The organism is Salinirubrum litoreum (genome assembly GCF_020567425.1).
GTDB classification, from domain to species: Archaea; Halobacteriota; Halobacteria; order Halobacteriales; family Haloferacaceae; genus Salinirubrum; species Salinirubrum litoreum.
Genome location: NZ_JAJCVJ010000001.1, coordinates 219,637 through 233,752, shown reverse-complemented (window position 1 = coordinate 233,752; position 14,116 = coordinate 219,637). Strand labels below are relative to the sequence as shown.

At 67.9% G+C, this 14,116-nt stretch carries 12 protein-coding genes; 5 read left to right on the top strand and 7 right to left on the bottom strand.

The annotated features are described in order from the left end of the window. Window positions 1-26 precede the first annotated feature (26 nt). Window positions 27-1,613, bottom strand: a complete 1,587-nt coding sequence (locus LI337_RS01065) for a CalY family protein (protein ID WP_227227860.1) — start codon at window positions 1,611-1,613, stop codon at window positions 27-29. Between the two features lie 405 nt (window positions 1,614-2,018). Further along, window positions 2,019-3,659 carry a SipW-dependent-type signal peptide-containing protein gene (locus LI337_RS01060; RefSeq protein ID WP_227227859.1) on the bottom strand — a complete coding sequence of 547 codons (1,641 nt, stop codon included), beginning with the start codon at window positions 3,657-3,659 and terminating at the stop codon, window positions 2,019-2,021. Window positions 3,660-4,097: 438 nt separating this feature from the next. Here LI337_RS01060 and LI337_RS01055 point away from each other — a divergent pair, with 438 nt between their 5' ends. Beyond that, entirely contained in the window at window positions 4,098-4,820 is a 723-nt protein-coding gene (locus LI337_RS01055) for a diphthine--ammonia ligase (RefSeq protein ID WP_227227858.1), read from the top strand. 61 nt (window positions 4,821-4,881) lie between these two features. Here LI337_RS01055 and LI337_RS01050 read toward each other — a convergent pair whose 3' ends face one another. The 4 genes from LI337_RS01050 to LI337_RS01035 all read right to left on the bottom strand — a co-directional run bounded on the left by LI337_RS01050 (window position 4,882) and on the right by LI337_RS01035 (window position 10,009). Further along, window positions 4,882-5,652 carry a bacteriorhodopsin gene (locus tag LI337_RS01050; protein ID WP_227227857.1) on the bottom strand — a complete coding sequence of 257 codons (771 nt, stop codon included), beginning with the start codon at window positions 5,650-5,652 and terminating at the stop codon, window positions 4,882-4,884. A gap of 136 nt (window positions 5,653-5,788) precedes the next feature. Further along, the gene (locus LI337_RS01045; protein ID WP_227227856.1) at window positions 5,789-6,757 is read right to left on the bottom strand and encodes a nucleotidyltransferase family protein; all 969 of its coding nucleotides are present in this window, start codon (window positions 6,755-6,757) and stop codon (window positions 5,789-5,791) included. A gap of 130 nt (window positions 6,758-6,887) precedes the next feature. Beyond that, complete coding sequence (locus LI337_RS01040) at window positions 6,888-8,585, bottom strand: glycoside hydrolase family 13 protein (RefSeq protein WP_227227855.1); 1,698 nt, start codon at window positions 8,583-8,585, stop codon at window positions 6,888-6,890. Window positions 8,586-8,740: 155 nt separating this feature from the next. Then, window positions 8,741-10,009 carry an MFS transporter gene (locus LI337_RS01035; protein ID WP_227227854.1) on the bottom strand — a complete coding sequence of 423 codons (1,269 nt, stop codon included), beginning with the start codon at window positions 10,007-10,009 and terminating at the stop codon, window positions 8,741-8,743. A 173-nt stretch (window positions 10,010-10,182) separates the two neighbouring features. On the opposite strand from LI337_RS01035, the gene LI337_RS01030 reads away from it, so the two are divergent. Next, entirely contained in the window at window positions 10,183-11,160 is a 978-nt protein-coding gene (locus LI337_RS01030) for a D-2-hydroxyacid dehydrogenase (protein WP_227227853.1), read from the top strand. Between the two features lie 45 nt (window positions 11,161-11,205). Here LI337_RS01030 and LI337_RS01025 read toward each other — a convergent pair whose 3' ends face one another. Next, complete coding sequence (locus LI337_RS01025) at window positions 11,206-11,370, bottom strand: hypothetical protein (RefSeq protein ID WP_227227852.1); 165 nt, start codon at window positions 11,368-11,370, stop codon at window positions 11,206-11,208. Window positions 11,371-11,649: 279 nt separating this feature from the next. On the opposite strand from LI337_RS01025, the gene LI337_RS01020 reads away from it, so the two are divergent. From LI337_RS01020 to LI337_RS01010, 3 genes are all read left to right on the top strand, one after another. Next, window positions 11,650-13,059, top strand: coding sequence for a sodium-dependent transporter (locus LI337_RS01020; RefSeq protein ID WP_227227851.1), 1,410 nt, complete (start codon window positions 11,650-11,652; stop codon window positions 13,057-13,059). Between the two features lie 104 nt (window positions 13,060-13,163). Next, window positions 13,164-13,358 carry a methytransferase partner Trm112 gene (locus tag LI337_RS01015; RefSeq protein ID WP_227227850.1) on the top strand — a complete coding sequence of 65 codons (195 nt, stop codon included), beginning with the start codon at window positions 13,164-13,166 and terminating at the stop codon, window positions 13,356-13,358. 74 nt (window positions 13,359-13,432) lie between these two features. Beyond that, complete coding sequence (locus LI337_RS01010; protein ID WP_227227849.1) at window positions 13,433-14,068, top strand: DUF7524 family protein; 636 nt, start codon at window positions 13,433-13,435, stop codon at window positions 14,066-14,068. Window positions 14,069-14,116 lie beyond the last annotated feature (48 nt).

Below are 14,116 nucleotides of genomic sequence, written 5' to 3'. Positions count from 1 at the left end.
GTCCGCTTCCGGTGCTGTGCCTGCCGTCACAGACCGAGCGTGAACGGGTTGGGGTTGTCCGCGTTGTGGCGACACTGGATCGCCACGTACTCAGTCTCGAAGCCGACCACGTCGGTCTGGATCACGTTGATCGCGTCGGCGTCGGTCGGGAGACCCTTCGTCCGGAGTTCCTCGGCGAGGGTGCCGGCCACGTCGGACGGGAAGTCGGCGAAGCGCTCGCCGTCCTCGTCCGCGCCGGTCGGGAGGTACCACCGCAGTCCGAGACAGACGACGCCTGGCTGGACGCACTCGCCGTCGGGGTCGCCGACGGGCGGGACAGACGGCCGCGGACACAGCGAGAACCGGACGTTGCTGATCCCCTTGCCGCCCAGGTCGTCGGTGTCGACCGTCCCGCTGCGGGCGCAGGCGAACTCGAACGTCTCCGTGCCGCCCGCGTTGCCGGGGCCGCCACGACCGCCCCGACCGCCTTGTCGGTCCGAACCGGCCTTCACCGCGACCGCACAGACGCCGAAGCCGGGTGTCAGCACCCGGAAGTCGAAGGCGGTGATCTCGCCCTCGTCGCCGTCTTCGCCCCCGCCCTCGCCCTTCCAGACGAAGTCGGACAGTTCGAGCAGGATCGGCTCGGCGTCCTCGTCGTAGACGACGGCGAGGGTGTCGCCCTCGCCGAGATCGAGTGCGCGTTCCCCGGCGTCGTCCTTGTCGGCGGTCGTGAACCGGCCGGCAGACTCGTCCCACTCGATCTTCGTCAGGGGCGTACAGCCGTCGAGGTCGCCGACGACCGGGGACAGGTCGCTGGCGTCGGAATCCTGCTCGTCGGCCACTGCCCGCGAGGGTGCGAGCGGGTAGCCGGTCTCGGCGAGGCCGAGGAAGCCGTCGAGCGAGCCACGGTAGAGCAGGGCCTCCTCGTCGTCGTACCGGTTGTCGCAGTCGGTGTCGTACCAGACCTCGACGTAGAGGTAGTCGTCGAGTTCGCCCGCGACGAGCGGTCCCTCGCCGTCGTCACCGGCGACGACTTCCGGCTCGGTCAGCGCCGGCATCGAACCGTCTTCTGGTCCATCGGCGTCGACGGTTTCGGTCGTCCGGAGCCAGAGGTACGCCGGGTTGCCGCAGAGGTGGAGGCTCGTCGTGATCTCGCCCTCGTCGCCGGGTTTCACGTCGCCGAGGTCGAAGATCGTCGGCACCGACCCGTCCACGAGTCGGGTGTCGTCACACGGAATCTCCCGGACAGCGTCGCCCCAGTCGCCCTCGCTGAAGGGGCGGCCCTCGCGCGGGCCGTCCTCGTAGCGCAGGTCCGGGACCTGCTCGAGGACGACCAGCCCGCCCGAGTCGGGGATGCGGTCCGCGTCGGGGTCCGAGCCGAAGTCGGTCCGGCGGTCGCCAGGGCGGTAGGCGGCGCGGTAGTCGAGTCGGAGGTCGAGCGTGCCGCCGTCCAGCGTCGCGGTCGTCACCTCCCGGTCGGTGAAGAACGCGGTCGTGCCGAGTCCCGCGCCCAGCGAGGCGACGCCGACCGTGCCGACGCCGGCCAGTAGCTGGCGGCGCGAGACGCCGACCGAGCGACGGGTGGTGTCGGCCCGGCGACGGGAGTCACCGTCGCGGGGAGGTGTGTGTGTCATGATCGTGTCTGCTCCGGTGGTGCCGGAGTGAGACCCACTGGCGGAGTCGAACCGCCGAACGCCACGGTGGGTGGGAGAGCCGACCGTCAGTCGGGGTCCCACGGACCGGTCGGAGACGACCGGCCGGCGGGGGAGGACACCCGATCTGACGCCCTCTCGGGGGATAGGTATGGGTCGCGTGGTGCGACTCGCAGAGACGGTACGGGATGCGTACCGGACGCGTCTCGGGTGCGGTCGGATGCAAACACTCTACGATCCAGTTAGCTACGCGCCGGCTTCACGACTCGACAGCAAGGTGCTGTGGTGATCGTGAAAATCGCGCAGGGCGCGGGAGGGTCGTCGGTGAGACAGGGGAGTTTGCCGCACCGAGACGGGGGTGGAGGTTGTCAGGTCGTGGACTTCAGCTCACGCGCCGGTCGCGCCAGCGAAGAAGTACACGGCGGGCTGTTCCTGCGAGCTGTCGCCGTCCCAGGTCAGGGTCGCGTCGCCGGTCAGGGTGAAGCCCTCGTCCAGACCGTCCACGTCGAGGAACGCGCAGTAGCGTTCCGGCTGGTCGTCGTCGCCGTTGATGTAGCTCGGGTTGTCGAACGCGCTGAGCGTCGGAACCGTGGTGTCGATGCCGCTGGAGGGGACCTGCAGGCGCAGGTTCTCGACGACAGCGTTGGAGACCGTGCCGCGACCGCGAACCGTCACACCGACCGCGTCGGTGATGTCGGAGAGCATGTCGATGTCGACGGTGTCGTCGGCGTCGTCGACCATCAGGTTCGCCGTGGTGCCGTCGTAGCTCAGCGTGAACGACTGGCTCGTGCCGTTCGGGACGTTCGTGCCGTTCAGCGGGCTAGCGGCGTTCGTCACGTTGTTCTGGAGCGTGTAGGCGAACGTGCCCTTCTGGGGCGACTGACCCTTGCGGATCTTGCCCTCGAGCGGGACGGGGGTTGCGAGACCGTCAGCGCCGGCGTCGTTCTTGCCGAAGCCCTCACCGACGACGTGTCGGAAGTTCGGGACCATGTTGTGGCGGCACTGGACCGCGTTGAACGCGAGACCGAACGACAGGGTGTCGGTCTGGGCGACGTTCACGTCGCGCTCGATGCCGGCGGCGTCGAGTTCGTCACCGATGGTGCCTTCCGCGACTGCGTCCGAGGGGAGGTCGAAGTCCTCGGGTTCACAGATGAAGTACCAGTCGAAGGCCACGCAGTGGACGCCCGGCTCGAAACAGCCGTTCATGCGCGATCCCATGAGCTGGAGGCCCTCGACGGGCGTCTGCTCGGAACTCGCCTCGTCGATCGCCGCGACGAAGCCGGCGAGGGAACCCTGGTAGAGGGGTGACTCGTCGCCGTTGATCGTGTTGGAGCAGTCGGCGTCGCGCCAGACGCGGACGTAGATGAAGTTGGCGAGTTCGCCGAGTCCGTCACCCATGTCGTCGCCGGCCGACGTCTCGGGTTCGACGAGGCCGTTCTCGGACGCGGAGTCGACGAACGCGCTCACGCCGATGAACCCGGGGTTGTCGCAGAGGTGCAGGGAGATGGTCGCCTCGCCCTCGTCCTTCGGCTTCACGTCGTTGAGCGAGAACATGACGCCCTCGTCGCCGTCGACGTAGCCCGTGTAGAACGAGTCGTCCATCTCGGGCGTGCCGTCGACGAACTGGCCGTCACCGATCTCCTGGCGGATGTCGGTGGTGTTCTCGTACTCACACGCGTCGATCTGACGGGTCGCGGACGCCCACGCCTCACCGGTGAGAACCTGGTCGTCGACGTCGCGCCAGTCGGGCGCCTGTCCGACCACGTAGGTCATCTCGTCGCCCGGTACTGCGTAGACGGGACCGTCGACGATTGCCTGGGTGTCCTCCAGTCCGAGCCACGGCTTGTAGGTGGCGCGGAAGTCGACCAGGAGGTCGAGGCGGCCGGCCTGGAGCTCGGCGGAGACGGATTCCTCGTCGCTGAAGAAGGCGGTCGTGCCGAGGCCGGCGCCGGCGGACGCGATGCCGATGGTGCCGAGGCCTGCGAGGACGCTGCGTCGGGAGATGCGGAACTGTGTATCGTTGCTCATTGTTGGGGTTTCTCTCTGTCCTGTTCGTCGGTCGGACTGCCACGGCGCGGGGGCGTCGTACGACGGCGCGGTGAGCGTCGTCCCACGACGCGACGGGCGTCGGGAGTTCGGCGTCTGTCGCCAGCCGGCGCGGTGCCGGCACCTGTCCGAACAGGGATACCCTCACTCCGACCTGTTGGGTCATAGGTACGATCCGCCACCTCCCGGCCTAAGTCGTTGTTAGGTCCCTCGCAGGCCCGGCGAACCGGATCGGTAGGGCCGGCGTACCACCCGAGCCGAAGTCGGCGCTGTCGCTCGGTTTCACGGAATCGAGTCAGTCGTTGTCACGACCGGCGGTAGCAGAACCCGCGAGACTGTGTGTCGAACCGATCCGGCCTCGTTCTCGGCCTACCGCGGCGAACCGGAGACGGTTTACTGCACTCGGTACTAGGACCGGCAATGACGACGAGCGAGGGCGAGTGGGTCAGTCTCTTCTCGGGCGGGAAGGACTCCTCGTGGGCGCTGTACCGCGCCCTGGAGGATGGCCTGAACGTCACGCGACTCCTGACGGTCCACCCCGAGGGCGACTCGTACATGTACCACACGCCGGCCACGCATCTCACGGCGCTGGTCGCCGAGAGCGTCGGCATCGACCTGATCGAGGTCGAACCGGGCGAACTCGACGCCGAGGGCACCCGGGACTCGGGCGCGCAGGGTGACTCGGAACTGGAACCGCTCGAAGCCGCCCTGCGGGAGTTGCAGGACGACATCGACATCGCGGGCGTGACGGCCGGCGCGGTGGAGAGCGAGTTCCAGACGAACCGGATTCGGGCGATGTGCGACCGCCTCGGCATCGACCTCTTTGCGCCACTCTGGCAGGAGGACCCCCGCGAACTGGCCGACGCGATGCTCGACGCCGGCTTCGAGATTCTGATCGTGCAGGTCGCCGCGCACGGACTCGACGAGTCGTGGCTCGGCCGGACGCTGGATCACGAGGCGCTGGCGGAGTTGGAGGACCTGCACGACGAGTACGGCGTCCACCTGCTCGGTGAGGGCGGGGAGTTCGAGACGCTCGTGACCGACGCGCCGCACATGAGTCGAAAGCTGGAACTGGAGTACGAGACGGTGTGGGAAGGGACGCGCGGCTATCTGGAGATCACCGACGCGCGACTCGGCGAGTAGCAGGTCGATACAGCAGGTAGTCGGTCGATTCGCCCGAAAAACGTGTTCCGACGGTCGGATCTCAGACGGCCGCGTCGCCGGTCAGGTCGGCTTCCTCCGTCGCCTCGTCCATCTCCCGGCCCTCGTCGGTGCCGAGGATGGCGCGGCTCCGGAGGAGAACCAGCCCGAAGCCGACCTTCGCCGTCAGGTCGAGTACCGCGAACGCGGCCGTCTCGACGCCCAGACCGATTATCGCCAGGCCACTCTCGGTGCCGAGGAGCCAGACCACGGGGTACAGCGACCACAGCACGATCACGAGGTTGCGAAGCTGTCCGAACAGCTTCGCAGTCTCGGGGTCGCGGGTCGCAGCCTCGCGGGTCAGGGTCCGGAGCAGGTAGTACAGCAGGACGACGAACGCGCCCGTGCTGATCGCCCACCAGAAGATCCGGAACAGTTGCCCCTCTGTCGCCAGCGCACCCGCCAGGCCGGTCGAGATCATCAGCACGTCCAGTCCGATCAGCGTGTAGATGGTGTTCCGCTTGGCGTTGACCAACAGCGCCAGATCGAGCAGGAGCAGTGGCGTGGTGAACAGCCAGTCGGCGTATCTCGCCCAGTAGATGTCGAGCGTGCCGAGACCGGCCACGTTCACCTCGATCAACCCGTAGCCGGTCGCCATCGCGAAGTACGAGACGGCCGCGATAGCCGTGATGAAGATCGTGATGATGTAGAACTCCTGTGCCTTCCGGTCGGAGACGCCACGGCCCCGCCAGAGGAAGTAGAGTGTGCCGAGTGTCATCCCGGCCGTGCCGACCCACAACGCAGTCGCTTCTAACCCCGGTGTTGGTGTTGCCATACTGCCTGAGAGAGGCGCGGAGCGGGAATAAGGCGCGCGCAAACGCTCGTGCCGGATCGTGTTTGATCTCAGATGTCGTCGCTCGTTGCCGATAGTCGGTGTCGCCGAGTCGTCGAAAACCGGGGAGGCTCGGAGGTTACTCGTCGTGGACGATCCGGGAGTGAGAGCCGATCAGCGCGTCCGACAGATCGAGGTTGTCGAGGTGCGTCTCCTCGTCGATGATCGAGTTCCGGATGTCGCAGTTCGAGATGGTTGCGTTCCGGAAGACGACCGACCGATCCAGCGACGAGTCGGTGATCTCCGATCCGGAGAGGACGAGCACGTTCTCGCCCAGATCGCTGTTCTCGACGGTCGCACCGTCGGCGACGTGGTTCTCGCCGTCGAGCGCCCACTCGACCGCGTCGAGGTAGCTCTCGGGCGTGCCGATGTCGTACCACGCGCCGTCGAAGGTGAAGGCGTTCACCTCGCCGTTCTGCTGGAGCCACTGCATGAACCAGCCCGGTTCGTCCGGGTTCTTGTCCTCCGCGAGGTAGTCGTCGAACTTCGGCAGGTCCTCGGCGCGGAAGGCGTAGCAGGCGATGGAGACGAGCGTGCTGTTCGGGTCCTCGGGTTTCTCCTGGAAGTTGACGACGCGGGAGCCGTCGAGTTCGACGAGGCCGTAGGACTTCGCTCGCTCCTTCGACCCGACGTCGTAGGCCGCAAGCGCGGGCGTGTCCTTCTCCTGGAAGAAGTCCACGAACTCGGCCATGTCGAAGCTGATGAGGTTGTCGCCGGCGACGACGACCATGTCCTCCTCGACGCCCTCGCGGTCGATCAGTTGCGCGAGTGCGCCGACGACGCCGAACTTCTCGTCTTCCTCGGCGGTCTCCTCGACCGACAGGGTCGGCTTCTCGAAGTCGCTCTCCGCGATGTAGTCGCGGAAGTCGTCCGCGAAGTACTCGTTGGTGCTGACGAACACCTCCGAGATGCGGTCGTCGGCCTCCAGATCCTCGAAGATGGTGTCGATGATCGTGATGTCACCGACCGGCAGGAACATCTTCGGGCGGTCCTTCGTGATCGGCCACATCCGGGTCGCGTACCCTCCTGCGAGAACGACGGCTTTCATGCCACGAACGTCCACGTCAGGGGGTATAAATGGCGGGGCTCCCGTGTCGACTCCGTAACAACTCGGGTGCCGATCCGGGTCGGTTCGTCAACCGGGAGCGACCGTCGGTCCGGGTGGACGACCCCGACGATCAGTCCAGTCGGTACACCCGCGCCTCCCACGGCCTGAGAGCGAACGCCTCGACCGACTCCACGGGGACCGCGTAGTTGCCGATCAACAACTCCGCGTCTCTGCCGGCCAGTCCTTCCGGGGGTTCGAACCGGGGCGTCCCGCGCGAGAAGTTCAGGACGACCAGCGCGGTCTCGTCCGCCAACGTTCTGGTGTACGCCCAGATCTCCTCGTGCGAGGGGAGTAGCAGGTCGTAGTCGCCGTACAGGAGCACGTCCTCGTCGGCGCGCATCTCGATCAGATCGCGGTAGTAGTGCCAGATGGAGTCCGAGTTCTCGCGGGCGTCCGCGACGTTGATCTCCTCGTAGTTCGGGTTGACACCGATCCACGGCTCGCCGTCGGTGAAGCCGGCGTGGGCCTCCTCGGCGGTCCACTGCATCGGGGTCCGGGCGTTGTCACGACTGCGGTGACGGACGAGGCGCATGATCTCCTCGTCGTCGGTGACGGTCCCCTCCTCGCGCAGGACTTCGACGTTCTTGATCGTGTCCACGTCCCGCACCTCGTCGAGCGACTCGAAGGGGTAGTTCGTCATCCCGATCTCCTCGCCCTGGTAGATGAACGGCGTCCCCTGCATCGTGTGGGTGAGGGTGGCGAGCAGTTTCGCGGACTTCTCCCGGTACGCCTCGTCGCCGAACCGCGAGACCATCCGGGGTTCGTCGTGGTTGTTGAGGTACAGCGAGTTCCAGCCACGGCCCGCCAGGCCGTACTGCCAGTGGGACATCGTCGCCTTCAGTTCCCGGAGCGTCCAGTCGTCCAGGTCCCAGCGACCGTTCGGGCCGAAGTCGAGTCGCATGTGGTCGAAGTTGAACGCCATGCTCATCCCGTCGCCCTCGGGGTAGAGGAACTCGCGCGCCTCCTGTACCGTGAGGTCGACCATCTCGCCGACGGTCATCACGTCCCGGCCCGCGAGGACCTCGTCGTACACGTCGCCGAGGAACTCGTGGATGCGCGGGCCGTTGACGAACTGGTCCGCCCCGGTGACGATGGCCTCCGGGTCGGTGCCGTCGGGCAGGCCCTCGGGCTTCGACAGCAGGTTGATCACGTCCATCCGGAAGCCGTCGATGCCCTTGTCGAGCCACCACGTGATCATCTCCTTGATCTCCCGGCGCACCTCGGGGTTCTCCCAGTTCAGATCGGGTTGCCGGGTGTCGAAGATGTGGAGGTACCACTCGCCGCTCTCCTCGTCGTAGGTCCACGCCGGCCCGCCGAAGAAGGACTCCCAGTTGTTCGGCGGCACCGGGTTCCCCTCCTCGTCTTCCGACTCGACCCACCAGTAGTAGTCGCGGTAGTCCTCGTCGCCCGCCCGCGAGCGCCGGAACCACTCGTGTTCGTCGGAGGTGTGGTTCACCACGAGGTCCATGATGAGCTTCATGTCGCGGTCGTGGAGGCCCTCGATCAGCCGGTCCAGGTCGGCCATCGACCCGAACTGCTCGTTGATCGCGCGGTAGTCGGCGATGTCGTAGCCGTTGTCGACGCCGGGCGACTCGTAGACGGGGTTGAGCCAGACGACGTCGACACCCAGGTCGTCGAGGTAGTCGAGTCGCTCGACGACACCGGCCAGATCACCGAGCCCGTCGCCGTCGGTGTCGTTGAACGAGCGGGGGTACACCTGGTAGACGACCGCCTCCTTCCACCACACGCGGTCGAGGTCGTCGGTCATTACGTGAACTGCCACGGCCGATCGGTTTGGCTTCACCGGTTCGGCCACGAGTCCCCGACGATGGATCGTGAGAGACTCCGAGAGCGCTGGCCGACTCGACCGGACGGGCGACCGAGGCACTCCACCCGATCCGGACGAACCGCAGGAGCACCGCCTCAGTCGGACGAGGCCGCGAGGCCGCCGCCGACGGTCCGCGTCTCGACGAGCGCCCCCCCGACCAGCACGGTCGCCGTCAACGCCAGCACGCTCCCGGCCGCGAAGGCGGTCTCGTAACTCGCCACCGTCGCCAGCCCACCGAGCAGTGGCGGACCGAAGACCCCGCCGACCCCCTTCGCCGTGTCTCGCAACCCCATCAGCTCCGACTCCCGGTTCGTCGGTGCCACGTCGCCGATGAACGCCAGCGCGCCGGTCGTCATCGCCGAGAACGCGGCCGCGATCAACACGAACGCGCCGGCCGCGACTGCGAGTCGTGTCACCTGCGAGGCGGGGAGCGTCGCACTCGCGGCCACCAGCGCGAAGGCCGCACTGCCGCCCATCCCGCCGACGATCAGCGACTTCCGCCCGACCGCGTCGGCGACCCGCCCGAACAGGTACATACAGACCACCTGCCCGCCGGGGTTGATCGCCAGCACGACGCCCATCCAGAACGCCGACAGCCCCAGTCGGTCGGTCAGGAACACCGGCATCAGACTCATCACGCCGAGGACGGTCATGTTCCGGAGCGCCAGTGCGACGTAGAGCCACCGCAGACCGTTCTGCCGGAGGTGGGCGCGTTCGCCGACACTCGGCAGGAGTCGGCGGCGGACCGCCGCGACGACCGCCGACAGCGAGACGTCCTCGTCGGCGGCGGGACCGGAGTCGGACCCGGCCGCCGGGTCGGCGACGAGTGCGACCGTCACCGTCGAGACGAGGCTGATCCCCGCGATCACGAGGTACAGCGCGTCCGGGACGAGGAGACCGAGCAGTGCCCCGACCGTCAACTGACCGGCGGTGAAGCCCATCGCCCGCGCGCTGTTGAAGAAGCCGACCTCCCTGCCGCGCCCCTCGTCACCGCCGCGCTGGCTGGCGACCGCGAGCATCACCGGCGAGAACCCGGCCGCGAACGCGGCGTACAGCGCCCGGAGGCCGATCGGGGCGTAGATGCCGCCGACGAGCGTCAAGGGGAGCACCGCGAGCGTCGCGCCGACGCCGGTGCCGACGAGCACCGCCCGCCGGCGACCGGTCACGTCCGCGACCGCGCCCCAGACCGGGGCGAACAGCATCAGGCCGACGAAGTACGCCGGGAAGACGAGACTGACCGCGAAGGGACTGCCGATCTCGCCGATGTAGACCGCGAGGGCGGTGCCCATCAACGCGCCGCTACCGAACCGACTGGTCGCGGAGAGCGCGATCAGGGCCTGCTGTCTGGGGGGCGTCCGAGCCACACCGACCGTTTCCGACCGAGACGTAAATCCGTCCGGAATCCGGCCGGCAGTGGGGGGTTCGAGGAGCGTCGACGCGACCGACGTCCACCGACCGCCGACCGACGCCGGTCGCAGTTCACGCCGATCCTGCCGATTGGCGTGTACTCTTGTGTCCGGTCCGGGAAGGGCGAGTCATGCCGACCGACATCGCGGTCCTACGACAGAAGATCCACGGGATGTCCGCCGACCACTACGCCGAGACGCTCCGCACCCGACTCGCCGAGCACCCGACGCTCGCCGACACGACCGTCTCGCTCGCGAGCACGCCCGCCGAGGAGCGTGAACTCCTCCAGGAGGCGACGGTCGCCACCGGGTTCAACATCGACGCGGACCTGCTGGACGAGACCGACCTGGACCTGTTCGCCTGCGTCTTCGCCGGGACCGGCCACCTCCCGATAGACGCACTCGCGGCCCACGACGTGGCGGTGACGAACGCCTCGGGCGTCCACGCGCCGAACATCTCCGAGCACGTCCTCGGCGCGATGCTCTCTTTCGCCCGTGGGTTCCCGACCGGGTGGCGACAGAAACGGGAGCGACGGTGGCGCTCCTACCCGACGACCGAACTGACCGGGTCGACCGTCACGGTGATCGGACTCGGGGCTATCGGGCAGGCGGTCGTCGACAAGTTGGACGCCTTCGACGTCCACACGGTCGGGGTGCGGTACACACCGGAGAAGGAGTCGCCGACGGACGAGGTGGTCGGCTTCGACGATCCGGCCGGCATCCACGACGCGCTGGCGAGAAGCGAGTACGTCGCAGTCGCCGCGCCCCTGACCGACGCGACCGAGGGCCTGCTGGACGCGGACGCGTTCAAGACGATGCGGCCCGACTCGGTGCTGATCAACGTCGGCAGAGGCCCGATCGTCGACACCGACGCGCTGGTCTCGGCACTCCAGTCGAACGCCATCCGGGGGGCCGCACTCGACGTGACCGACCCAGAACCGCTCCCGCAGGACCACGAACTGTGGAACTTCGACGACGTGCTGATCACGCCACACAACGCCGGCCACACGCCGCAGTACTGGGAGCGCCTGACAGACATCCTCGTCGAGAACCTGGAGACCGCCGACGAGACCGGCGCGTTCGAGAACCTGCAGAACCAGGTGATCTGAGCACGGCCGACCGGGATCCGGTCGCGTGAGCACACCTCGACAGGATCAGGTCGCCGGACTCCACCCGTCGGCGGTCACGAGAACGAAGACGGACGCGTGGACGAGGACGGCGAGCCTTCCGACGACGGTGAAGACACCGGCGACTGCGGTCTCGGCCGCGAGCGCGGGGAAGGGTCCGAACCTGCCGAATCGGTGACGGAGGGCGGGCACGGCGACCGTCTCACCCATCGGAGAGGAACCGGTTCCGGTGACGGCCGGTCGGCTCTGCAGTACGAGTCTCGTCCGAGAAGCCAGGACGCGACCGCGCTGTGGATCGTGATGGCGTCACCAGGGGTGTCGGTCGCGTGCCGGCGGTTCCGTCGGTTCGCGTGGTCCGATCTGGAACCGTTCGGTTGGAGACTGCTCCCGGATATCAATCTTTCCTCCCTGCCCGACCGGACGGTCCGGTGCGGCGACACGCTCAACAGGGCCGACGTGGTGGACTCTCGTATGGAACGGTGGTCCTCGCGACTCGGCTTTCTCCTCTCGGCGACGGCGGCGGCGGTCGGGCTCGGCAACGTCTGGCGGTTCGCGGCGGTCGTCGGCACCAACGGCGGGGGTGCGTACCTCGTCCCGTACCTGCTCTCGGCGTTCCTCCTGGCGCTCCCGCTGCTCGTGTTGGAGATCAGCGTCGGGCGTCGCCTCCGGGCCGACGTGGTCTCGGCGTTCAGACGCGTCCGCCCCGAGTTCGCTCCCCTCGGGTGGCTCGTCGTCGTCCTCGTCGCGCTGGTCGTGAGCTACTACCTCGTCGTCACCGGCTGGACGCTCGCGTTTCTGGTCGCGGCGGTGGGGGGTGTCGATCTGACGTTCACGAGTCTGACGGCCACCTACTGGCCCGTCCCGGCGTTTCTCGTCTCGACGCTCGTGGCGGGCGTGGTCGTCGGACTCGGCGTCAGAGGCGGCATCGAGCGCATGGCGACGGTCGTGATGCCCGTCATCCTCGTCGTTCTACTCGGCCTGCTGGCGTACGGGGCCACGCTTCCGGGGTTCGGTGCAGGTGTTCGCTTCCTGTTCGAACCGGACTTCTCGGTGTGGAGCGATCCACTCCTCTGGAGTGCGGCGTTCGGACAGGTGTTCTTCTCGCTGTCGGTCGGGCAGGGGATCATGCTCACGTACGGCAGTTACCTCGATCCGGAGACGAACGTCCCCGAGTCGGCGCTGCTCGTCACGGTCGCGGACATCGGCGTCGCTCTGCTCGCCGGCCTGGTGATCTTCCCCATCGTCTTCTCGTTCGGGCTGGAACCGGCGTCGGGGTCGGAACTGGCGTTCACGACGCTCCCGCGTGCCTTCGCGGCGATGCCCGGTGGCCGACTCGTCGCGGTCGCGTTCTTCGGCCTGCTGTTCGTCGCCGCCGTCAGTTCGGCGGTGTCGATCCTGGAGGTCGTCGTCGCGGCGGTCGTCGGTCGGTCGGAACGCTCGCGGGCCCGGACGACCGCCGGCGTCCTGGGCCTGATCGCGCTCGCGGGACTCCCCTCTGCGCTGAGTTACACGCCCGCTCGCGCCGCCGTCTTCGGGCAACCGGTGCTCGACCTGCTGGACGAGACGGTCGGGACGTTGGGGCTACCGATCAGTGCCGTCGTCGTCGCTGTCGTGTTCACGTGGTTCGTCGATAGGGAGACGCTCGGTCGGGAACTCGGGACGGGGTGGCTCGGCAGGTTCCTGCTCGTCTCCACGAAGTACGCGACGCCGGCGGTGTTGCTCCTGGTGACTGCGGCGACGTTACTCGCCGGCGAGGACGGCGTGCTGGCCGGGCGCGTGCCGGAACTCGGGACGTTCGACGCGGTCGGTGCGGTCGTCGGTGTGCTGGCCGTCGCGGTCGCGGTCTGGTCCGTCCTGCAACTCCGAGGCCGCCAGTCCTGAGACGTGGTGACTGGTGGGGACACTGTCGCGGTGTGGGACCCTGTGGTCGGCACGGACACCGCGAACCCGTAGGCTTTTGACGCCACCGTCCCTCCCTTCGGGCAATGAGAGAGTCCCTGATGGACATCATCTGCTGTCCGATGGACAAACACGATCTCGACCTGGAGATCGACGAACAGGACGGCGACGAGATCATGGAGGGTCGACTCGTCTGCACCGAGTGCGGCGAGGTGTACCCCATCGAGGACGGCATCCCGAACCTCCTGCCGCCGGACATGCGCGACGAAGCCGCCGCGTAGGCCGCCGACGGACTGCCTCGGCGACGGCCGGATCGCCCTGAACCTTTTTCTCACCCCGTGTCGACTACCCACTCGTGTCCGAACTGTCCGTCTCGCTGAACAGAGAACGCCTCCACCGAGTCGAGACGGTGGACAGCTTCGAGACCGACGGTCCATTCGACGTGATCCTCGACAACCACGGCGAGGCGGTCCACGTCCACCTCCACCTGGACGACGACCTCTCGCGGGCCGCGACCCTCTCGGCCGGCAACCACTACGTCCAGCGCGGCGCGACCAAGCGGGTCCACGTCCGCGCTCGTACCGGCGACGAACCGATCCAGGGGAAACTGAAGGTCGTCACGGGCTACGGCTCCGAGTCTGCCTACGTGGACGTGACGATCAACCCGGCCAGCCCACAGAAGTCGCCGGTACAGGTGGACGAATCTCTGGGCAAGCCGAAGGCGGCCCAGCAGTCCGCCGAAGCGGGGCGGTCCGCCGGCACCGCGTCGGCCGACGCCGACGGGACCGAGACGGCAGACGGCGGGACGCGACAGATCGCGGTCGCCGACTTCCTCCCGCGTCGGAGCGACCTGCCGGTGCTCGCGTTCGGTCTCGTCGCCATTCTCCTCGCGGCGGCGGTCGGCGCGGTGATCGGTGGCTCCGCGACCGTCTTCGCGGTCGGTGTCGTCGTCGGTGCGGTCCTCTCGGCGCTGGTGTTCGTCCTGCGGTGAACCGGGAGTAGAGGGGGAGTTCGGCTCCGAAAGTACGTCGCCGTCAGT